Annotated in this window: 22 protein-coding genes and 2 pseudogenes; 14 read left to right on the top strand and 10 right to left on the bottom strand. The window is 56.1% G+C overall.

The genetic code is table 11. The features are described 5' to 3' along the window. Positions 1-8: 8 nt before the first annotated feature. Positions 9-932: an acyltransferase gene (locus tag CWM54_RS00110; protein ID WP_162678323.1), complete on the top strand. Its 924-nt coding sequence runs from the start codon at positions 9-11 to the stop codon at positions 930-932. Positions 933-948: 16 nt separating this feature from the next. Here CWM54_RS00110 and CWM54_RS00105 read toward each other — a convergent pair whose 3' ends face one another. Next, a complete protein-coding gene (locus tag CWM54_RS00105; protein ID WP_061155288.1) occupies positions 949-1,455 on the bottom strand; it encodes a hypothetical protein in 507 nt (168 codons plus the stop codon). A gap of 206 nt (positions 1,456-1,661) precedes the next feature. Beyond that, positions 1,662-1,813, bottom strand: a pseudogene (locus CWM54_RS28255) (hypothetical protein). A 377-nt stretch (positions 1,814-2,190) separates the two neighbouring features. On the opposite strand from CWM54_RS28255, the gene CWM54_RS00100 reads away from it, so the two are divergent. Together CWM54_RS00100 and CWM54_RS00095 are read left to right on the top strand one after the other, a co-directional pair. Further along, positions 2,191-2,403 (top strand): biofilm development regulator YmgB/AriR family protein, encoded by a 213-nt coding sequence (locus CWM54_RS00100; protein ID WP_061155289.1) that lies wholly within the window; start codon positions 2,191-2,193, stop codon positions 2,401-2,403. An 82-nt stretch (positions 2,404-2,485) separates the two neighbouring features. Continuing rightward, positions 2,486-3,040 carry a helix-turn-helix transcriptional regulator gene (locus tag CWM54_RS00095; RefSeq protein ID WP_074386501.1) on the top strand — a complete coding sequence of 185 codons (555 nt, stop codon included), beginning with the start codon at positions 2,486-2,488 and terminating at the stop codon, positions 3,038-3,040. 38 nt (positions 3,041-3,078) lie between these two features. Here the strand turns inward: CWM54_RS00095 and CWM54_RS00090 are convergent, their stop codons facing one another. After that, the gene (locus tag CWM54_RS00090; protein ID WP_061155291.1) at positions 3,079-3,813 is read right to left on the bottom strand and encodes a MerR family transcriptional regulator; all 735 of its coding nucleotides are present in this window, start codon (positions 3,811-3,813) and stop codon (positions 3,079-3,081) included. A 155-nt stretch (positions 3,814-3,968) separates the two neighbouring features. After that, positions 3,969-5,180: a diguanylate phosphodiesterase gene (locus CWM54_RS00085; RefSeq protein ID WP_061155292.1), complete on the bottom strand. Its 1,212-nt coding sequence runs from the start codon at positions 5,178-5,180 to the stop codon at positions 3,969-3,971. A gap of 328 nt (positions 5,181-5,508) precedes the next feature. On the opposite strand from CWM54_RS00085, the gene ycgZ reads away from it, so the two are divergent. From ycgZ to CWM54_RS00070, 3 genes are all read left to right on the top strand, one after another. Further along, positions 5,509-5,754: a regulatory protein YcgZ gene (gene ycgZ / locus CWM54_RS00080; protein WP_012542413.1), complete on the top strand. Its 246-nt coding sequence runs from the start codon at positions 5,509-5,511 to the stop codon at positions 5,752-5,754. 125 nt (positions 5,755-5,879) lie between these two features. Next, on the top strand, positions 5,880-6,185 hold the full coding sequence (locus CWM54_RS29040) for a hypothetical protein (RefSeq protein WP_008805712.1): 306 nt from the start codon (positions 5,880-5,882) through the stop codon (positions 6,183-6,185). A gap of 51 nt (positions 6,186-6,236) precedes the next feature. Then, positions 6,237-6,503, top strand: a complete 267-nt coding sequence (locus CWM54_RS00070; RefSeq protein WP_012542414.1) for a biofilm development regulator YmgB/AriR family protein — start codon at positions 6,237-6,239, stop codon at positions 6,501-6,503. A 111-nt stretch (positions 6,504-6,614) separates the two neighbouring features. On the opposite strand, the gene pgl is transcribed toward CWM54_RS00070, so the two are convergent. Then, a complete protein-coding gene (pgl, locus tag CWM54_RS00065) occupies positions 6,615-7,610 on the bottom strand; it encodes a 6-phosphogluconolactonase (RefSeq protein WP_100695593.1) in 996 nt (331 codons plus the stop codon). Positions 7,611-7,838: 228 nt separating this feature from the next. On the opposite strand from pgl, the gene CWM54_RS00060 reads away from it, so the two are divergent. Next, positions 7,839-8,657, top strand: a complete 819-nt coding sequence (locus tag CWM54_RS00060; RefSeq protein WP_100681485.1) for a pyridoxal phosphatase — start codon at positions 7,839-7,841, stop codon at positions 8,655-8,657. Here CWM54_RS00060 and modC read toward each other — a convergent pair whose 3' ends face one another. The 4 genes from modC to CWM54_RS00040 all read right to left on the bottom strand — a co-directional run bounded on the left by modC (position 8,658) and on the right by CWM54_RS00040 (position 11,473). Further along, positions 8,658-9,716, bottom strand: coding sequence for a molybdenum ABC transporter ATP-binding protein ModC (gene modC, locus CWM54_RS00055; RefSeq protein ID WP_100696870.1), 1,059 nt, complete (start codon positions 9,714-9,716; stop codon positions 8,658-8,660). A 2-nt stretch (positions 9,717-9,718) separates the two neighbouring features. Then, on the bottom strand, positions 9,719-10,408 hold the full coding sequence (gene modB, locus CWM54_RS00050) for a molybdate ABC transporter permease subunit (protein ID WP_002895159.1): 690 nt from the start codon (positions 10,406-10,408) through the stop codon (positions 9,719-9,721). Then, entirely contained in the window at positions 10,408-11,181 is a 774-nt protein-coding gene (modA, locus tag CWM54_RS00045) for a molybdate ABC transporter substrate-binding protein (protein WP_100695591.1), read from the bottom strand. Before modA ends, modB begins: the two co-directional genes overlap by 1 nt. 142 nt (positions 11,182-11,323) lie before the next feature. After that, a complete protein-coding gene (locus tag CWM54_RS00040; RefSeq protein ID WP_064774530.1) occupies positions 11,324-11,473 on the bottom strand; it encodes an AcrZ family multidrug efflux pump-associated protein in 150 nt (49 codons plus the stop codon). Positions 11,474-11,626: 153 nt separating this feature from the next. On the opposite strand from CWM54_RS00040, the gene modE reads away from it, so the two are divergent. The 7 genes from modE (at position 11,627) to gpmA (ending at position 19,468) form a co-directional block, all read left to right on the top strand. Further along, the gene (modE, locus tag CWM54_RS00035) at positions 11,627-12,415 is read left to right on the top strand and encodes a molybdenum-dependent transcriptional regulator (protein WP_100631696.1); all 789 of its coding nucleotides are present in this window, start codon (positions 11,627-11,629) and stop codon (positions 12,413-12,415) included. Between the two features lie 67 nt (positions 12,416-12,482). After that, the gene (gene modF, locus CWM54_RS29035) at positions 12,483-13,955 is read left to right on the top strand and encodes a molybdate ABC transporter ATP-binding protein ModF (protein WP_012542418.1); all 1,473 of its coding nucleotides are present in this window, start codon (positions 12,483-12,485) and stop codon (positions 13,953-13,955) included. Positions 13,956-14,164: 209 nt separating this feature from the next. Next, positions 14,165-15,181, top strand: a complete 1,017-nt coding sequence (gene galE / locus CWM54_RS00025; RefSeq protein ID WP_022065235.1) for a UDP-glucose 4-epimerase GalE — start codon at positions 14,165-14,167, stop codon at positions 15,179-15,181. Positions 15,182-15,190: 9 nt separating this feature from the next. Beyond that, on the top strand, positions 15,191-16,237 hold the full coding sequence (galT, locus tag CWM54_RS00020; protein WP_100695589.1) for a galactose-1-phosphate uridylyltransferase: 1,047 nt from the start codon (positions 15,191-15,193) through the stop codon (positions 16,235-16,237). A gap of 2 nt (positions 16,238-16,239) precedes the next feature. Then, on the top strand, positions 16,240-17,388 hold the full coding sequence (gene galK / locus CWM54_RS00015) for a galactokinase (RefSeq protein WP_032701039.1): 1,149 nt from the start codon (positions 16,240-16,242) through the stop codon (positions 17,386-17,388). Then, positions 17,382-18,425: a galactose-1-epimerase gene (gene galM, locus CWM54_RS00010; protein WP_100695587.1), complete on the top strand. Its 1,044-nt coding sequence runs from the start codon at positions 17,382-17,384 to the stop codon at positions 18,423-18,425. Before galK ends, galM begins: the two co-directional genes overlap by 7 nt. A 290-nt stretch (positions 18,426-18,715) precedes the next feature. After that, a complete protein-coding gene (gene gpmA / locus CWM54_RS00005; RefSeq protein ID WP_002895089.1) occupies positions 18,716-19,468 on the top strand; it encodes a 2,3-diphosphoglycerate-dependent phosphoglycerate mutase in 753 nt (250 codons plus the stop codon). A 35-nt stretch (positions 19,469-19,503) separates the two neighbouring features. Here gpmA and CWM54_RS29115 read toward each other — a convergent pair. Further along, positions 19,504-19,628, bottom strand: a pseudogene (locus tag CWM54_RS29115) (hypothetical protein); the annotation flags it as partial.

Raw genomic sequence — 19,628 nt, 5'->3', positions numbered from 1 at the left:
TAGGCTGTATGACAGCGGTGACCTTTTTCACTATCTATAACACCTGGGATCACTATGATTATGACTATCACTGGATCCTCGGGCTGCTGACCTTTATCTCGACCATCGCGACGCCGTTGTTTTTTGTGGTGGCCGGTTATCTTGATGCGCAGACGCGCCACGATGCCAACTGGCAGATTGGTAAAATTAAAAGCGTGGTCATCGTCTTTCTGTTCTGGGTAACGGTCTATTATGTCTGGGAGCCTTATCAGCGCGGCTACCTGATCCAGCCCTGGTTTATTTTCGCCCTGATCGTGATCTACACCTTCCATCCCTTGATCGCCTGGCTCAGCCAGCGGCGCGGCCTGTTTTTCAGCGTGGTACTGACGCTGCTGTGCTGCTCCTATGGTTACGACCTGCTCTCGGTGCTCTACCCGGACAAACATCTCTTCAGCCTGCCGCCGCAGTATCGTCTGTGGACATGGCTACTCTTTTATTTAACCGGGCAGTTGTTTAACGATCCGCGGGTCACGGAGTGGATACGCGACCCGCGGGTAATTAAAGCCTCAATTATCGCCCTGCCCTTTGTCTATTTATTCACCTGGTTTTATGAACGCCATTTTTTCTTCGCGCTGTTTAAAGCCGATCGTAATGCGTTCATTCTGACGGGGTCGCAAATTTATATTCTGATCGTCCTGCTGGTGATTGCCGCTAACGCCGTGCAGTTTAAAAAGAACCGCGAACTGAAAGAGACGCTGCTGGCGACGGTCAGTAAAGCGATGACCGGGGTCTATATTCTGCATTACTCCGTTTTTCACCTGCTGGTGATGCTGATCCCTATTCACTCGTTAGCCACCAAGCTGGGCGTGATTGCGCTGACGTTTGTCCTGTCGGTGCTCATTTCCCTCGCCGTGCTCTCCAGTACGCTGCTCAAGAAAGTGATAACCCTGTGACAAACGACGCGGCAATTTAGCGGAAGCTCCACTGGATGCTGATCACAAACACGCTGGGAATAATAATGCCGCTCTCAAGGGCAAAATAATCGGTAAAGTTGTACTGGATGGCATGGTAGATATAGGGGGAAAAGCCGATCCCGGTGGCGTCCTTAAAATCTTTGTAGGAGCCGTGGTCGCCACAGTGCTCAAAGGCATCGAAGAAGAATTCACCGGTGTAACCGTAGACCCCTTTAAAGGTCCATCCACTGCCGTTGTGGTACCAGTCTCTTCTCACCCCCAGCGCCAGGCAGCGATCGTCGAAACTGTTGTTCATGGTGCCAATCAGCAGACTGTATTTCGAGTCTTCTGAGAATTTCCGCTCCACCGAGAAAAAGTGGTTTTCAAAATTCTCAGTATATTGTCCGTGGTTATTGGTCAGATGGTAAACATAGGAACCAGTATTCACCGAATAGAGATTAATTTCCTTCGCCTGCGCGAAGGTGGCTAACCCGGCCAGCAGCATCACGCTTTTACCGCGCATCATCCCTCCTCAATCCTCTATGCCTGTCCATGGACAGAATGCTTATGCCGTATTTACCGGTCGTTATGCTGGTGCGACACCCGACAGGAAAATGGGGGAAAGATAACCGTGCCGAAATGAAAAAGTGGTTATAGAAAAGCGTAGCACACGCCTAATCCGCCAACAAACCGGCCATGACAATAGCGGAGTGGTTGATATTTCTCTCTTTACCTTACTGTGCAAAAAACAGACAAAACCTCACCTGTTTTCCGCTATGCTCAGGGTCCGACGCGGAAGTTAGCCACCTGTCGACGACAGAGTTGCTGTGTACCCCTTCCTGCGTCGGTGCTGTTTCTGCGCAAGTGACGTAAACCGACAACGCCCGTATTTCGATCGTGTCTGCGTCATTATCCCCGTTTTGATTGCCCGCCCCCTATTCTGCACAAAGTCACTTTTGTGTACAACTTAGAGAAACATAAAAATATCCTTTTAAATCAATGAATAAATAAATACAAAAAGAGCAAGTCGTCTCGTTGTACATATTATTATGAAAAAAGTTGTACATACTGAAATCACCGACTATAGTTTTGGAGTGTTAACTGCTTGTTGCGCAACGAAGCGGGGATGCTTAACGGTTGCGCGGTGAGCCTGGCGGTGGTTCCTGGTTTTGCATTTTCTGTTCGCAACTTTGCGCGTACCACCGGTACGCTGCGACTTTTATGGTCAGTTTGCTTTATACGTGGGAGAGTTCGAGCTATGCATATTAAAAATACCATTCCAGCAGAGTTTGTCTTTAATTCAGCCCTGATGAAGAATATTGAAAACACGCTCATGAAGCAGCACAGCACGATCAATAATGAGCGGATGATTACGGAAATCCAGCACCGCCTGCAAACGGAAAGTAATGAAATACTTTCCGACCTCTATCTGCAGGCGTTGGATATGCTGTACAGCAAACATCATCATTAAGTGATCCCACCGCGCTGACAGCAGGGACAGCCCTGCTGTGCCGGCACGCCTGGGTTTTCATCTGCTAACTGGGGCTCAAAAAATGTCACACCATAATACTTGCTATCATTCTGAGCATTACGATCTGTGGTTTGATAATCGTTTTCTTCTCTACGGGATGTCGCTGATCCTGAATACCTTGCCGGCATCTTATTTCCGTAAAAAACATGTTTTCTTTACCAGCGATAATTATTTCGCAGTGCTTGAGCATAACTATAATCGTCGGGATACGTTATTTATTCTGTTAACTGAGGGCAACGATCTTAATTTCCTCAGTGAACTGCCTATGTTGCGGTTACCGGCAAATTCGACGCCGGAAGAATTAAAAATATTTCTGCATCAGCCTACCCGCTATTACAAAACCCACCCGGCGCCGGGCGCCTCGGTACAGTTTACTGAGCGGGAAAAGAAAGTTATTCAGCTTATCAGCAATGGCGAAGCGGTTGCCAGCATTGGTCGTTCGCTGAATCTGCACATCAAAACCATTTATCAGATCCGGCTGAATCTGATTAAAAAGCTCGGCTGTAGCGGTAGGACCGATTTTTTTAATATCAGTCGTAGCGAAACCTTTAAATCCTGGAGTCAGATTCACCTCTAGCCAGGCGCACCAGCCCCGGCCTGTCCCCGCAGACGGGGCTATTGCGTACTGTGAAAATGAATGCTGAAGCCCTGCTCCTGCCAGTGGCTGAGCAGCTCTTGCTGCAGAGGGGTGACGGCGCGTCCGGTCCAGACGAAGGTATGCTGCCCGGGGAACAGCTCGGGCCGTGGCGACTCCAGCGGCTCCGCGAGAACGTTGACATGCCAACCGCGCTGGGAAAGACGCCATGCCTCCAGCCACAGGCGAGTCCGGTCTTCATTACTCCAGCCCACCAGCAGCGTCTCTTTGCCATTTTTTTTACGCGCTTCGGCGAGAAACAGCGCCACACAGTCGATTAACAAGCCGTCCAGCATGCTGCTAATCACCAGCGAGGTATTCTGATCGAGTTTCAGCCGCTGTCGTACCGGCACTAACAGGCTATCGATGAGGGTGTCGACGGGGTGCTGATGGCTCAACGCCATTAATTTGGCGCGGATTCTGGCGGGCTGCATATAACGCAGAATGGACATCATCTCTTCCTGAAGATGCGCGGATTCGTCGCGCGCCGCCGGCAGGTTGTCCTCCAGCAGCGCTTTGACTTTCCCGACGGAAACACCGCGCTCTATCCAGCGCTTGATCTCTTCTATGCGCAGGATATCTTCTTCATCAAACTGTCGATGCCCGCCTTCGCTGCGCTGCGGTTTCAGTAGACCGTAACGCCGCTGCCATGCGCGCAATGTAACCGGATTGATTCCGCAACGTTCGGCGACTTCACCGATACTGTAAAACGCCATAGCAGCCTCACATCAACCTGATACTTTAATACCTAAACTAACGAATTCAGGCATCCTGTACAACTCTATTTTCTTGTACAGATAAAGATATCAGGTTGTGGCTCACAGCGCGCGGGGAAAAAGATGAAAAAAAAGTTAGCTGATTTCGCGGTGAATCATTTTTTCTCCGGCCAGGCGATAGCGGGCAGGCCCCCCAGGCGGGCACCCGCGAATAAATTTCCCTGAAACTGTGAGATACCGGCTGATTCCAGCCACATCCACTCTTCAGCACGCTCGATACCGACGGCAGATACCGCAATTTCCAGCGAAAAACAGCATTTGATAATAGCCTGTACAATCGACTGTCGCGGGCCGTCCTGATGAATATTGCGGATCAGTTCATGGTCGATTTTAATCCGGTCAGGCTGGTATTGCGCCAGCAGCGATAGCCCGGCAAAGCCTGCGCCGAAGTGATCGATGGCGAGATTAATCCCCGCGCCCTTCAGCTTACGCACCGCGTCGGTAAAATCGTCCATCCGTGAGATCACTTCCCGTTCGGTAAACTCCACAATAATCTGTTCCGGAATAAGATCATTGCGCTTAATTTCATCGAGCAGAAAAGCCACCGCGTCAGGCGCTTTCACCAGCGTCATCGGCAGCAAATTAATGCTTAACGCCTTATTACGTAAACCTAATTTCCCCGCCAGAGACAGCGCGACGCGTTTACTGTGCAGGTCGGCAAGATAAATATCGTCCCCTGCCAGCCCGGCAAAATAGGCGCCAGGAGATTGACCATCCGGTGTGCGCAGCAGTGCTTCCCACGAGATAATTTCACAGGCGAAAGGATCGACGATCGGCTGAAAGGCAAAAGACCAGCTTTCCGTATTATCGATAATAGGAGTGTCAGGGAAAAAGGTCTCGTTATCAGCAATAAATACCCAACTGTCCGCGGAAGGGATCTCAAAATAGTTCGCTTTTTCCGTGGATTCGACAAAAGTACGGAAAAATTGCAGCGCCCGGTCATCATAGGTGAGCTGATATTTTGTCGTGCCCCGGTCCATCACTGTCTGTAGTACTTCCTCGCGATCATGTTCCCGTAAATCAAACAGTTCCATACCGACCTTACCAAATCGACGGGACGGTGCATAATCGCAAAACAACTCCACCAGATTATAATGGCGGGGATCGAGGAAAATTTTTTGATAAATATCCCGTACCTTTTCTTCCGGTCCTTCAATAAGTTGAAAAAAATGCGTCCCGTTAAACAGTAATATACCGGTGACATCCGCCTGCCCATTTCTCTCGTTTGCCCTGGCAACCATGGCCTCGATCGATTTGAATGAGACATTGTCGCAAATATGGCTGCGATAAATGATGGTGGTAAGCATAGTGATTCCAGATGGGAGGGATAAGCATTCACAGTAGCAGTTATCAGGCTAATCGTCTTGCAAAACTACGGTTTATCTTAACAAAAAATATACACTCAAACGCATTACGCCCCACCCCGGCGTCCCCCACCCTCTCACCTTGTACAATGTACAACATAAAACCCCACCCAATCAGGTTAAAAAACAATCACTCAATAAAATTAATTTATTAAAAATCAATAAAATATCAACAATCGCAGCAATATTGCGCAACTTTCTGTGTACAACTTAATAATTATTGTATAAGTTTATTTGCAGTTAACAGATGAATGAAATGAAAGGAGCACATATGCAGCAGAATGGTTACATTCCAGATACAGCGAACGCAATTGCCCAGTATTTCAACAAAGCATCGTTACCTTCCCAGCAGGAAACGCTGGGTCAGATCGTGATGGATATTCTCAACGAAGGGCGCCATCTCAACCGCAAGGCACTGTGCACCAAACTGTTGAGCCGCCTTGACAGCGCCCGTGCGCCTGAGGAAGAGAGCCACTATCAAACCTTAATTGGTTTGTTGTTTGCCGGTCAGGAATAACGTCATCGATCGTCGCCTGTTGCAACCGCAGTAGCAGATGAGGGGCGATCGCTTCCATAAACCTGCTGCTGACCTGAATGCCCGTTATCAGATTCAGGAAGAGTGTGGCATGCAGAGAGACGGTTATGAATAGCAGTGATACTGAGGAAATAACCGATGAGATCATCGGCGAGGCGGTGCTCGCGCTTCTGAAAACGAATCGCCCGATTACCACCCCGACCCTGCTGGTTCGGCTTCGGTTGATGCAGGCCACAGAGTCAGATCGCCAGCGAAGGAAAATCATCGCTGCCGTTATTGAAGAAATTTGCGCGAAGCTCGCCCTCCAGCGGAAGCACGCGCCTTTGCAGGTTAAGAAAATCAATGGCCGTTGGGAAAGCAGAGGAACGCTGGCGCAGAGCAGCATGGCGCCGGAAGCTAAAAAAATCCACTGATTGTCCCAACCATGGTGAATAAAACAGAGTGAGAATGTGATGAGACAGACTATGCATCAGCAACCCGATATTTACGCAGGACTGCAGGACACCGCGCTCTCAGATTATTTCCGTACCGCCGGTGATAAACTGGTTGATGAGTCCGCCGTCATGTCGCTCGCCATCAACAGTATTCTTCAGTCCGAGGGGCACCTGAACAATAAGGCCATTATATTATGGCTGATTCAGGCGCTGGAAAGCACCGATGATGTGGTCACTGCCGACGTGATCCGTAAAACGCTGGAAATTGTCGTCGGCTACACCATGGACGATATTTAACCGCTCTGCGTTTCAGGCCTGCCAGTGCTGGCGGCCCCTTCCCTAAAGAGCCTGTCCGCTCTGATCAAAAAACCTCGCTGACGCGAGGTTTTTCTTTTACCGCCTGACGCTTCAGTGGGCGTTGACCACCACCCACATCGGGCCCTGACCAACCGCATAGCGGCCTTTCTCCTGCAGCAGCCCCTGCTCACCCTCAATTTCATACACTGCGATATGGTGCGACTTCTGCCCTGCAGCAATCAGATACTTACCGCTGTGATCGAGGTTAAAGCCGCGTGGCTGAGTTTCCGTCGGCTGATAGCCTTCCACTGCCAGCACGCTGCCATCTTCCGAGACGCTGAACACCGTAATGATGCTGGCGGTACGATCGCAGGCGTACAGATGACGACCGTCAGGGGTGATGTGAATATCCGCCGCCCAGCGCACGCCGGTGAAATCCTGCGGCATCATATCCAGGGTTTGTACACATTCGATGTTGCCATTCGGGTCTTTCAGTTCCCAGACGTCAACGGAACTGTTCAGTTCATTGACGCAATAACCATACTGCTGGTTCGGATGGAACACCATGTGGCGTGGACCGGCGCCCTCGACGGTGGTCACTTCCGCCGGCTCCTGAGCGGAGAGAAAACCATCCTCGCTGAGGGTAAACAGGCAAATACGATCCTGCTTCAGCGCCGGCACCCACAGGGTGCGGTTGTCCGGGGAGATATTGGCCGAGTGGCAACCTTCCAGCCCTTCCACCACGGTGCCGGTTTCGCCCGGCAGGCCGTCCTGCAGCGGGGTCACGCTAACGCAGCCCTGATTGTAGGAGGCGCTGAAGACAAAGCGGCCATGATGATCGGTAGAAATGTGGGTCGGGCTGCCTGGCAGCGCCGCTTCCCCCGCGAAGGTCAACGCCCCGTTATCCGGCGTGATGCGATACGCTAACACGCGAAACTCCGGACGAACGCCAACGTACAGATACTCCTTGTTGGGACTGACCACCATCGGCTGTACCTGCCCCGGGGCATCAACCACCTGCACCAGCGTCAGTTTGCCGTCCGCTTCAAGACTCCAGACGTGGATTTGTTGGCTTTCCGGGCTGGCGGTATAAACGGTTTGTTTCATGACTACTCCTTCCCTCACTGCACGTGGAATTTTCATTTTCAGGATAACAGCACCCTGAAAATTATAAGACATCCGCCCATGATACTCGCAAAGTCCGCTGAATTTCCGACGGACGGCGGCACAAAGGGCATACAGGCATTCACGGCAGATGTGGAAAAATTGGTCCTGACGCCACGGCGGTGTACCATCATGGCCAGGTCACTTTTCAACATCAACCGGAAATAACACATGACAACACGCGTGATTGCCCTGGATTTAGACGGCACCCTGCTCACCAGCAAAAAAACCATCCTGCCCGCTTCGCTGGAGGCGCTGGCCCGCGCCAGAGAGGCGGGCTACCAGGTTATCGTCGTTACCGGACGTCATCACGTCGCTATTCATCCTTTTTATCAGGCACTGGCTCTCGATACACCTGCAATTTGTTGTAATGGCACTTATTTGTATGATTATCACGCAAAAGAGGTTTTGGCAGCCGATCCTATGCCGGTAGCGCAAGCGGTCAGCCTGACGGCCATGCTCGCCGAACAGCAGATCCATGGCCTGGCGTATGTGGATGATGCGATGCTTTATGAACAACCCACCGGGCATGTGATCCGCACCCGCAACTGGGCGCAGGCGCTACCGGAGGATCAGCGCCCGGTCTTCCGCCAGGTCGACTCGCTGGCGCAGGCGGTCCGCGAGGTCAACGCGGTATGGAAATTCGCCCTCACCGATGAAGATATTCCCCGCCTGCAGCACTTTGCCCGCCAGGTCGGCGAGACGCTGGGCCTGGAGTGCGAATGGTCGTGGCACGATCAGGTGGATATCGCGCGCGCCGGCAACAGCAAAGGCAAACGTCTGGCGCAGTGGGTAGCCGACCAGGGGCTGTCGATGCAGGATGTGGTGGCCTTCGGTGATAATTACAACGACCTTAGCATGCTGGAAGCGGCGGGCACCGGGGTGGCGATGGGCAATGCGGTGGACGAGGTGAAAGCCCGTGCCAGGGTGGTCATCGGTGACAATGAGTCCACCAGCATCGCCGAGTTTATCTACCGCCAACTGCTGTAATCAGGCGGCGATCGACACGCTTTTGATCTGAGCAAACACCAGCTGACCTGGCGCTATCGCCAGGTCATCCCGCGCCCAGGGGCTGATTCGAGCCCACAGAGGATGGCCGCTCACCCTAAGCTGGACCTCAATCTGCCCGTTGACTTCGAGACACTGAACCACCTCGGCGCGTAAGATATTGCGGATGCTGGTCCCGGACGGCTGCGCCAGCACCAGCGAAACGTCCGACGCCTGAATACGGATCCGCGCGGTGTCTCCTGGGGGACGTTCGAGCCGGTTGACCCACAGTAGCTGGTCGCCCAGCGTCAGGGCCGTCATCGCGTACTGCGGATGCTGCGCGGCGACCGTGGCGCTGAGGATCGTACTCTGCTGTTCCGCCGGCAGCCAGGGGTGCATCACGCTGCTACTCCAGACCTCCTCCAGCGGACCAAAAGCCTTCACCTTACCGGCCTCCAGTACCAGCACGCGATCGGCCAGATGCTGGATCTCATCCAGCGAGTGGCTGACGTAAAGCATCGGAATATGGATCTCCTGCGCCAGCCGCTGCAGGTAGGGCAACAGTTCGCGTTTGCGCGGAATATCCAGCGAGGCCAGCGGCTCATCCAGCAGCAGTAACTCCGGTGCGGTCAGCAGGGCGCGGCCGATAGCCACTCGCTGCTTTTCGCCGCCGGATAACCGACCCGGCAGGCGATCCAGCAAGGGCGCGATCCCCAGCAATTCCACCAGCTTATCGAACTGGCTGACCATGGAGTTCGCCATCCCGTAGCACAGGTTACCGCGCACTTTATAGTGGGGAAACAGGCGCGCGTCCTGAAACACATAGCCAATACGGCGCTGCTCCGGCGCCAGGCAGATACGCTGCGCGGTGTCGTTCAGCACCCTGCCGTTGAGCACGATGCGCCCCGTCTGCGGCCGGGTCAGGCCGCTAATGGCGTTAATCAACGAGGTTTTGCCTGCGCCGGAGACGCCAAAGATGGCGGTGATCCCGCTGGCGGGCAGGGTTTCACGGATCTGCAGGCAGTGACTGCCGAGGGTCTGGGTAAAGTCCAGCTCCAGCATCATTATCCTCCCATGCGCTGGCGGCTCACGCGGGCCAGCCATTCCGAAATCAGCAGCGAAACCAGCGCCAGTCCGATGGCGATGAGGCAGAGGCGGGCCGCCGCCCCCTCCCCGCCCGGGGTCTGGATCAAAGTGTACATCGCCGAAGGCAGGGTGCGCGTTTCGCCGGGAATATTGGAGACGAACGTGATGGTCGCGCCAAACTCCCCTAACGAGCGGGCGAAGGCCAGCACCGTGCCGACGATAATCCCCGGCAGGGTCAGCGGCAGCGTAATGGTCAAAAACACCCGCCAGCGGCTGGCCCCGAGGGTTCTCGCCGCTTGCTCCAGTTTGACGTCCACCCCTTCCAGCGCCAGGCGAATGGCGCGCACCATCAGCGGGAAAGACATCACCGCCGCCGCCAGCACCGCCCCGCGCCAGCTGAAGGCAAAGCTGATGCCAAACCAGTCATACAGCCAACTGCCAATAAACCCGCGCCGCCCCATAGCCACCAGCAGCAGATACCCCACCACCACCGGCGGCAGCACCAGCGGCAGATGGAGAATACTGTCGAGCAGCGCCTTACCGGGAAAGGTGCGCCGAACCAGCAGCCAGGAAAAAAAGATCCCAAAAGGCAGGCTCAAGGCCACCGCCAGGGAGGAGACTTTCAGGCTCAGCAGCACCGCCTGCCATTCGGGTTCGCTCAGAAACATCAGCGGGTGGTAAATCCGTAACGTTTAAAAATCGCGGACGCTTCCGGCCCTTTCAGGTAGTCATAGAAAGCGCTTACGGCCGCATTGCGGTGACCATCGACAATCGCCAGCGGGTACTCGACTTTCTGATGCGAGGTTTCCGGGAAAGTACCGACCACTTTCACTCCCTTGCTGGCCACGGCATCGGAGCCATAGACAATCCCCAGCGGCGCTTCGTTGCGCTCCACCAGCGCCAGCGCGCCGCGCACGTCTTCAGCCGGGGCAAGTTTCGGCGACAGGGTCTCCCAGGCGCCGAGTTTCTGCAGCGCCTCTTTGGCGTAGATGCCTGCCGGAACGTGCTGCGGATCGCCCACCGCCAGACGGCCTCCTTTCAGCAGACTGGTCCAGTCGGTTTTCTCATCAATGGTTATCGCCCCCTGCGCGCTGGCTTTCGGCGCGACCACCACCAGGCTGTTGCCAAGCAGGGTGGCACGGGTTGCCGGATCGATGGCCTTTTTGTCTGCCGCGTAATCCATCCATTTCTGATCGGCGGAGATAAACAGATCGGCTGGTGCGCCCGCTTCAATTTGCCGCGCCAGCGTCGACGACGAGGCAAACGACGACACGACATCGACGTTTTTCTCTTTCTTATACGCCTGGGCAATATCCTGCATCGCGTTGGTTAACGATGCGGCGGCGAAAACGGTCACTTTCCCCTCTGCCGCCAGCGCCTGACCCGCGACGCACAGCGTGAGTGATACCCCGATAACTCCGCGTAACCAAGAACCTGCCATCTGAATCTCCTGTCAATGCGTTATGTATTCTACAATATAACGATATGCAGAGCATTTTTATAGTGACACAGGACAATAAAACGAAGGGAAATGATACAGGAGGGAAATAGCACAGCGCCCGGTTAAACCGGGCGCCGGGAAATCAATGATTTTGCTGGCTGCGATCTTTGTGGCCCACGCTGGAGAAGAGGTTAAACACTTCGCCAAGACCGTAAATCAATCCCAGGATGACCGCCATCACCACCGGTACCATGATGACCGCAAAAACCAGACTTTTCAAAAGCTCTAACATGGTTCACTCCAGATAGTATGATTTGCTGATTGTAACGGTTTCAGCCGAAAAAACACGCCCCATTTGTGCGGTGGCTAATGACAAAACCGCGCACAGAGGTTTTGCAAGTGGGTGACTATCGGTCACAATACCCTTTTTTGTCAGGAAACGATTATGCAGGCCGAAATTCTTCTCACCCTTAAGCTACAGCAGCGCCTGTTTGCCGATCCCCGGCGGATCGCCCTGCTCAAACAAATTGACCAGACCGGTTCGATAAGCCAGGGGGCGAAGCACGCGGGTATCAGCTACAAAAGCGCGTGGGATGCCATTAACGAGATGAACCAGCTCAGCGAACAACCGCTGGTGGATCGTGCCACCGGCGGTAAAGGCGGCGGCGGCGCGGTGCTGACCCGCTATGGGCAGCGGCTGATCCAGCTGTACGATCTGCTGGCGCAGATCCAGCAGAAAGCGTTTGATGTACTCAGCGATGACGATGCCCTGCCGCTGGATAGCCTGCTGGCGGCTATCTCACGCTTTTCCCTGCAGACCAGCGCCCGCAACCAGTGGTTCGGCACCATTACCGGTCGCGATCGCCAGCAGGTGCAGCAGCACGTCGAGGTACTGCTGGCCGACGGGCAGACACGCCTGACCGTCGCCATCACCGCACAAAGCGCTGAGAAGCTGGGGCTCGATGAGGGCCAGGAGGTGCTGGTCCTGCTGAAGGCCCCCTGGGTCGGCATCACCCTCGACCCCGACGTGGCCCGCCAGGCCGATAACCAGCTGTCGGGACGTATCAGCCATATCGAATGCGGTTCCGGGCAGTGCGAAGTACTGATGACGCTGACCGACGGTCAGACCCTGTGCGCCACTCTGCCACAGGCGCAGACGTCTGGCCTGGCGGCAGGGACGGAGGCGATCGCTTACTTCAATGCCGATCGCATCATTCTCGCGACGTTATGCTGACCCCATTGACATTACGCGCCCGAAGTCGTATCCCTGATGCACATCGCTGCAAAAAATGGGATACATCATGTCATCATTGCAAATTTCGCAAGGCACGTTTCGCCTGAGCGATACAAAAACCTTAAAAATAGACCAGTTGAACCTGAGAGCGGGTCAAAGCTGGGCGTTCGTCGGTAGCAACGGCAGCGGCAAATCCGCCCTCGCGCGGGCCCTGGCTGGCGACCTGACCCTGCTCAGCGGCCAGCACGAAAGCCACTTCTCCCGCGTAACCCGCCTCTCCTTCGAGCAGTTACAGAAGCTGGTCAGCGACGAGTGGCAGCGCAATAACACCGACCTGCTGAGCCCCGGCGAAGAAGACACCGGCCGCACCACCGCGGAGATTATCCAGGATGAGGTGAAAGATCCTGCCCGCTGCGCGCGCCTGGCCGAACAGTTTGGCATCAGCGCCCTGCTGGACCGCCGGTTTAAGTACCTGTCGACCGGGGAAACACGTAAGACCCTGCTGTGCCAGGCCCTGATGACCGATCCGCAACTGCTGATCCTCGACGAACCTTTCGACGGCCTCGACGTCAACTCCCGCCAGCAGCTGGCTGCCCTGCTGGCCGACCTGCACCGCGCCGGCATCACCCTGGTGCTGGTCCTCAACCGCTTCGATGAGATCCCGGAGTTTGTGCAATTCGCCGGCGTGCTGGCTGACTGCACCCTCAGCGAGACCGGCGAGAAGTCTTCCCTGCTGCAGCAGGCGCTGGTCGCCCAGCTGGCGCACAGTGAAAAACTGGACGGCATCACCCTGCCGGAGCCGGATGTCCCACCAGCCCGTCATGCGCTGGCAGACTCGGCGCCGCGTATCGTGCTCAATGACGGTGTGGTCTCCTACAACGATCGCCCGGTCATCAATCACCTCTCATGGACCGTGAACCCGGGCGAACACTGGCAGATCGTCGGCCCCAACGGCGCCGGTAAATCCACGCTGCTGAGCCTTATCACCGGCGATCATCCGCAGGGCTACAGCAACGATCTGACGCTCTTTGGCCGCCGTCGCGGCAGCGGTGAGACCATCTGGGATATTAAAAAGCATATCGGCTACGTCAGCAGCAGCCTGCATCTGGACTACCGGGTCAGCACCAACGTCCGCAACGTCATCCTGTCGGGCTATTTTGACTCTATCGGCATTTATCAGGCGGTCTCGGACAAGCAGCACAAGCTGGTGCAACAGTGGCTGGATATTCTCGGCATTGATAAACGCACCGCCGACGCGCCGTTTCATAGCCTGTCGTGGGGCCAGCAGCGGCTGGCGCTTATCGTTCGCGCGCTGGTGAAGCATCCGACCCTGCTGATCCTCGATGAACCGCTGCAGGGACTGGACCCCCTGAATCGCCAGCTGGTTCGCCGCTTTGTCGACGTGTTGATTGGCGAAGGGGCCACACAGCTGCTGTTTGTCTCGCACCATGCGGAAGATGCCCCGGACTGTATTACCCATCGCCTGGCGTTCGTTCCCAGTGGAGACGGTTACACTTATCAGCTCGGTCCTGTGGCCTGATGCCCCCTGCCGGGGGTCGAAAGATCCCTGGTATTTTTCAGAAAAATAGCGGCAAAACCACCTAACCATCTGTATTAAAGATAAAAAAATTTAATTTATGTCGTTTCACCACCAAGTGTAAACGATTCCACTAACTTGCCCTATGTCACACTTTTCACTTCTTTGATATGCTATCTTCCTCATACACGATAAGCCGAATGGAGCGAATCATGAAAGTTCTGGTTACAGGTGGTAGCGGTTACATTGGAAGTCATACCTGCGTTCAACTGCTGCTGCAGGGACATGAGGTGGTGATCCTCGACAATCTCTGCAACAGCAAGCGCAGCGTACTGCCGGTGATTGAACGTCTCGGCGGCAAAGAAGCCACCTTTATTGAAGGCGATATTCGTAACGAAGCGCTGATGACGGAGATCCTCCACGATCACGCCATTGAAGCGGTGATCCACTTCGCCGGGCTGAAGGCCGTTGGGGAGTCCGTCGCCAAGCCGCTGGAATATTACGACAATAACGTCACCGGCACACTGAAATTAGTTTCTGCCATGCGCGCCGCGGGCGTGAAGAACTTCATCTTTAGCTCCTCCGCCACCGTCTACGGCGATCAGCCGAAAATCCCGTATGTCGAAAGCTTCCCGACCGGCACCCCGCAAAGCCCATATGGCAAAAGCAAACTAATGGTGGAGCAGATCCTGACCGACCTGCAGAAAGCCCAGCCGGAGTGGAGCATTGCCCTGCTGCGCTACTTCAACCCGGTCGGCGCCCACCCGTCGGGCGACATGGGGGAAGACCCGCAGGGGATCCCTAACAACCTGATGCCGTACATTGCCCAGGTCGCCGTCGGCCGTCGCGACTCGCTGGCCGTGTTTGGTAACGACTACCCGACCGAAGATGGCACCGGCGTACGCGATTATATCCACGTGATGGACCTCGCCGATGGCCATGTCGCGGCCATGGAAAAACTGGCTGACAAAGCCGGGGTACATATCTACAACCTTGGCGCCGGCGTCGGCAGCAGCGTGCTCGACGTGGTCAATGCTTTCAGCAAGGCCTGCGGCAAACCCATTAACTACCATTTCGCGCCGCGCCGCGATGGCGACCTCCCGGCCTACTGGGCGGATGCTGCCAAGGCCGACCGCGAGCTGAACTGGCGCGTGACGCGCAACCTGGACGAAATGGCGCAGGACACCTGGCACTGGCAGTCCCGTCATCCGCAGGGTTATCCAGACTAAGGAACCTTCATGAGCGTATTTAACCCCGTTGACCATCCACATCGTCGTTATAACCCGTTAACCGGGCAGTGGATTCTGGTTTCTCCGCATCGCGCCAAGCGCCCCTGGCAGGGGGCGCAGGAAACGCCGGCAAAACAGACCTTGCCAGCCCACGATCCGGACTGTTTCCTGTGCCCGGGTAATACCCGGGTCACCGGCGACACTAACCCGAATTACACCGGTACCTACGTGTTTACCAACGACTTTGCGGCCCTGATGACCGACACCCCGGACGCACCGGAGAGTGACGATCCGCTGATGCGCTGTCAGAGCGCGCGCGGCACCAGTCGGGTGATCTGCTTCTCGCCAGACCACAGCAAAACGCTGCCGGAACTGAGCCCTGAAGCGCTGGAAGGCGTGGTTAAAACGTGGCAGGAACAGACCGCGGACCTCGGGAAAAGCTACCCGTGGGTCCAGGTCTTTGAAAACAAAGGGGCAGCGATGGGCTGCTCCAACCCGCATCCGCATGGTCAGGTATGGGCCAACAGCTTCCTGCCCAATGAAGCGGAACGGGAAGACCGTCTGCAGAAAGAGTATTACGCCGGACAGGGTCAGCCGATGCTGCTGGACTATGTTCAGCGCGAACTGGCCGACGGCAGCCGCACGGTGGTCGACACCGAGCACTGGCTGGCGGTCGTGCCCTACTGGGCCGCCTGGCCGTTCGAAACGCTGCTGTTGCCGAAAGCGCACGTGCAGCGTATTACCGATCTCACCGACGCCCAGCGCAGCGATCTGGCGCTGGCGTTGAAAAAGCTGACCAGCCGTTACGACAACCTGTTCCAGTGCTCATTCCCCTACTCCATGGGCTGGCACGGCGCGCCGTTTAACGACGAAGACCATCACCACTGGCAGCTTCATGCCCACTTTTATCCGCCGCTGCTGCGCTCCGCGACGGTCCGCAAGTTTATGGTTGGCTATGAAATGCTGGCCGAAACCCAGCGCGATCTGACCGCCGAGCAAGCTGCCGAACGACTGCGCGCCGTCAGCGACGTCCATTTTCGTGAATCCGGAGTGTAATGATGAGTCTGAAAGAGAAAACCCAAACCCTGTTTGCTGACGCCTTCGGTTATCCGGCCAGCCATGTCATTCAGGCGCCAGGCCGCGTCAACCTGATCGGCGAGCATACCGATTACAACGACGGTTTTGTGCTGCCCTGCGCCATCGACTACCAGACGGTGATCAGCTGTGCGCCGCGCGACGATCGTACGGTGCGGGTGATTGCCGCCGATTACGACAATCAGACCGATGAGTTCTCTCTCGACGCGCCGATTATCAGCCACGATACCCAGCAGTGGTCGAACTATGTCCGCGGCGTGGTAAAGCATCTGCAGCAGCGGAACAACCACTTTGGCGGCGCGGATCTGGTGATCAGCGGCAATGTACCGCAGGGTGCGGGGTTAAGCTCCTCAGCCTCGCTGGAAGTCGCCGTCGGCACCGTGTTCCAGCAGCTCTATCATCTGCCGCTGGATGGCGCGCAAATCGCCCTCAACGGCCAGGAGGCGGAAAACCAGTTCGTCGGCTGCAACTGCGGCATCATGGATCAGCTGATTTCGGCGCTGGGCAAAAAAGACCACGCGCTGCTGATCGACTGCCGTTCGCTGGGCACCAAAGCCGTTTCGATGCCGAAAGGCGTGGCGGTGGTGATCATCAACAGCAACTTTAAGCGCACCCTCGTCGGCAGCGAGTACAACACCCGTCGTGAACAGTGCGAAACCGGCGCGCGCTTCTTCCAGCAGCCCGCCCTGCGCGATGTTACCCTCGAGCAATTTAACGCCGTCGCCCATGAGTTGGATCCGGTCGTCGCGAAGCGCGTACGCCATGTGCTGACGGAGAATGCCCGCACCGTGGAAGCCGCCAGCGCCCTCGAAAAAGGCGACCTGAAGCGGATGGGTGAGCTGATGGCCGAATCCCATGCCTCAATGCGCGATGATTTCGAGATCACCGTCCCGCAGATCGACACTCTGGTGGAGATCGTTAAGGCCGCGATCGGTGATAAAGGCGGCGTACGCATGACCGGCGGCGGCTTTGGCGGCTGCGTGGTAGCGCTGGTCCCGGAAGATCTGGTCGATACCGTTCAGCAGGCCGTTGCCAAAACGTATGAAGCGAAAACCGGTATTAAAGAGACATTCTATGTCTGCAAACCGTCACAGGGGGCTGGCCAATGGTAACGCAAACCACCGCACTGGCGCCGGACGGCCAACCCTGGCAGCAGGTGACCCTGCGCAATAAGGCGGGGATGACCGTTACCGTGGCGGACTGGGGCGCGACGCTACTCAGCGCCGAGGTGCCGCTGGCTGATGGCAGCCTGCGCCATCCGCTGCTGGGCTGTGCGAAGCTGGAGGACTATGCCCGCCAGGCCGCGTTTCTTGGCGCCTCGGTAGGCCGCTACGCCAACCGTATCGGCAATAGCCGCTTTCCGCTTGACGGCCAGCTCGTCAACGTCACGCCGTCAAACGACGCGGGCCACCAGCTCCACGGCGGCCCGGAAGGGTTTGATAAACGCCGCTGGCGCATTGTCCGCGCCGACGAGCAGGAAGTACTGTTCGCCCTGACCTCGCCCGATGGCGATCAAGGCTTCCCCGGCACTCTGCAGGCCACCGCGCACTATCGTCTGACCGACGATAACCGCATCGCGATTACCTATCGCGCCACCGTGGACCAACCCTGCCCGGTGAATATGACCAATCACGTCTATTTCAACCTCGACGGTGACCAGCGCGACGTGCGCCAGCACCAGCTGCAGATCCTCGCCCAGAGGTATCTGCCGGTGGAAAGCGACGGTATCCCGGGTGGTGAACTCAAAGATGTTGCTAACACCAGCTTTGATTTCCGCCAGCCGAAAACCATCGCCGCCGACTTCCTCGCCGACGCCGATCAGCAAAAGGTGAAGGGATACGATCATGCCTTCCTGCTGGACGCCAGAGGCGACGCCAGTCAGCCTGCGGCGCAGGTCTGGTCGCAGGACGGCAAGCTGCAGATGACGGTCTATACCTCCGCTCCGGCGCTGCAGTTTTACTCCGGCAACTATCTCGGCGGCACCCCGTCGCAGACGACGGAGCCCTACGCCGACTGGCAGGGGCTGGCGCTGGAGAGCGAATTCCTGCCGGATTCGCCGAATCATCCGGAATGGCCGCAGCCGGACTGTGTGTTACGTCCGGGCCAGGAGTACGTCAGCCTGACGGAATATCAGTTTATCGCCCGATAACCGCATGCGCCCCCCGCCGGGGGCGCTGCTTTTCGTCCCCGCCCTCCTCTCTGCCGCCTCTTTTTTCAGCAACCTGCTCTATTTTCCGTCACCAAAGGACAAAAAAATAACCTGTGTTTTACAAGCACCTTACACTGAGCCACTATTTTCGCTATGGTTAGGGATAAGCATTGCCGTGAGCCAAATCACGGCAATATAATGAGAATAGTTATCAATCAATAACACATACACCAACATATTCAGCGCACCGTTCGCGGCGCGAGGGATGGCGTGTAGAGAGGAGTAAGAGAATGGCTGTAACTAAGCTGGTACTGGTTCGTCATGGCGAAAGCCAGTGGAACAACGAAAACCGCTTCACCGGTTGGTACGACGTTGATCTGTCCGAGAAAGGCGTTAGCGAAGCGAAAGCGGCAGGTAAACTGCTGAAGGCTGAAGGCTTCAGCTTTGATTTTGCTTATACCTCCGTGCTGAAACGTGCCATCCACACCCTGTGGAACGTGCTGGACGAACTGGATCAGGCCTGGCTGCCGGTCGAGAAATCCTGGAAGCTGAACGAGCGTCATTACGGCGCGCTGCAGGGCCTGAACAAAGCGGAAACCGCTGAGAAATACGGTGACGAGCAGGTTAAACAGTGGCGTCGCGGCTTCGCTGTCACTCCGCCGGAGCTGACCAAAGACGACGAGCGCTACCCGGGCCACGATCCGCGCTATGCAAAACTGACCGACGCGGAACTGCCGACCACTGAAAGCCTGGCGCTGACCATCGACCGCGTCGTGCCTTACTGGAACGAAACCATTCTGCCGCGCCTGAAAAGCGGTGAGCGCGTGATCATCGCCGCTCACGGTAACTCCCTGCGCGCGCTGGTGAAATACCTCGACAACATGGGCGAAGACGAGATCCTCGAACTGAACATCCCGACCGGCGTACCGCTGGTGTATGAGTTCGATGAAAACTTCAAGCCGATCAAACATTACTATCTGGGCAATGCGGAAGAGATCGCGGCGAAAGCTGCTGCCGTCGCCAACCAGGGTAAAGCGAAGTAATTTTTACGATAGCGCTCCCCGTTTGGGGAGCCACGTTAATCGCTAAATACCGGACCGGCCGGGAATCTGACCAGAAACCCGGTCACCGCCAGCAGCGATCTCAGCGCGGGCCAGACTATCTGTCGCTCGCGAAGCTCATCATCCAGCGTCAGTAGCGCAA

The sequence above is a fragment of the Klebsiella sp. D-Nf1 genome (genome assembly GCF_002810515.1).
Taxonomy (GTDB): domain Bacteria; phylum Pseudomonadota; class Gammaproteobacteria; order Enterobacterales; family Enterobacteriaceae; genus Klebsiella; species Klebsiella variicola.
This window is presented reverse-complemented; position numbering and strand designations above follow the sequence as displayed.

What these genes read in the sequence shown, in the direction of transcription:
- CWM54_RS00110 (WP_162678323.1), top strand. Translation starts at nt 9, where the DNA reads ATGACAGCGGTGACCTTTTTCACTATCTATAACACCTGGGATCACTAT.
- CWM54_RS00105 (WP_061155288.1), bottom strand. Translation starts at nt 1,455, where the DNA reads ATGCGCGGTAAAAGCGTGATGCTGCTGGCCGGGTTAGCCACCTTCGCG.
- CWM54_RS00100 (WP_061155289.1), top strand. Translation starts at nt 2,191, where the DNA reads ATGCATATTAAAAATACCATTCCAGCAGAGTTTGTCTTTAATTCAGCC.
- CWM54_RS00095 (WP_074386501.1), top strand. Translation starts at nt 2,486, where the DNA reads ATGTCACACCATAATACTTGCTATCATTCTGAGCATTACGATCTGTGG.
- CWM54_RS00090 (WP_061155291.1), bottom strand. Translation starts at nt 3,813, where the DNA reads ATGGCGTTTTACAGTATCGGTGAAGTCGCCGAACGTTGCGGAATCAAT.
- CWM54_RS00085 (WP_061155292.1), bottom strand. Translation starts at nt 5,180, where the DNA reads ATGCTTACCACCATCATTTATCGCAGCCATATTTGCGACAATGTCTCA.
- ycgZ (WP_012542413.1), top strand. Translation starts at nt 5,509, where the DNA reads ATGCAGCAGAATGGTTACATTCCAGATACAGCGAACGCAATTGCCCAG.
- CWM54_RS29040 (WP_008805712.1), top strand. Translation starts at nt 5,880, where the DNA reads ATGAATAGCAGTGATACTGAGGAAATAACCGATGAGATCATCGGCGAG.
- CWM54_RS00070 (WP_012542414.1), top strand. Translation starts at nt 6,237, where the DNA reads ATGCATCAGCAACCCGATATTTACGCAGGACTGCAGGACACCGCGCTC.
- pgl (WP_100695593.1), bottom strand. Translation starts at nt 7,610, where the DNA reads ATGAAACAAACCGTTTATACCGCCAGCCCGGAAAGCCAACAAATCCAC.
- CWM54_RS00060 (WP_100681485.1), top strand. Translation starts at nt 7,839, where the DNA reads ATGACAACACGCGTGATTGCCCTGGATTTAGACGGCACCCTGCTCACC.
- modC (WP_100696870.1), bottom strand. Translation starts at nt 9,716, where the DNA reads ATGCTGGAGCTGGACTTTACCCAGACCCTCGGCAGTCACTGCCTGCAG.
- modB (WP_002895159.1), bottom strand. Translation starts at nt 10,408, where the DNA reads ATGTTTCTGAGCGAACCCGAATGGCAGGCGGTGCTGCTGAGCCTGAAA.
- modA (WP_100695591.1), bottom strand. Translation starts at nt 11,181, where the DNA reads ATGGCAGGTTCTTGGTTACGCGGAGTTATCGGGGTATCACTCACGCTG.
- CWM54_RS00040 (WP_064774530.1), bottom strand. Translation starts at nt 11,473, where the DNA reads ATGTTAGAGCTTTTGAAAAGTCTGGTTTTTGCGGTCATCATGGTACCG.
- modE (WP_100631696.1), top strand. Translation starts at nt 11,627, where the DNA reads ATGCAGGCCGAAATTCTTCTCACCCTTAAGCTACAGCAGCGCCTGTTT.
- modF (WP_012542418.1), top strand. Translation starts at nt 12,483, where the DNA reads ATGTCATCATTGCAAATTTCGCAAGGCACGTTTCGCCTGAGCGATACA.
- galE (WP_022065235.1), top strand. Translation starts at nt 14,165, where the DNA reads ATGAAAGTTCTGGTTACAGGTGGTAGCGGTTACATTGGAAGTCATACC.
- galT (WP_100695589.1), top strand. Translation starts at nt 15,191, where the DNA reads ATGAGCGTATTTAACCCCGTTGACCATCCACATCGTCGTTATAACCCG.
- galK (WP_032701039.1), top strand. Translation starts at nt 16,240, where the DNA reads ATGAGTCTGAAAGAGAAAACCCAAACCCTGTTTGCTGACGCCTTCGGT.
- galM (WP_100695587.1), top strand. Translation starts at nt 17,382, where the DNA reads ATGGTAACGCAAACCACCGCACTGGCGCCGGACGGCCAACCCTGGCAG.
- gpmA (WP_002895089.1), top strand. Translation starts at nt 18,716, where the DNA reads ATGGCTGTAACTAAGCTGGTACTGGTTCGTCATGGCGAAAGCCAGTGG.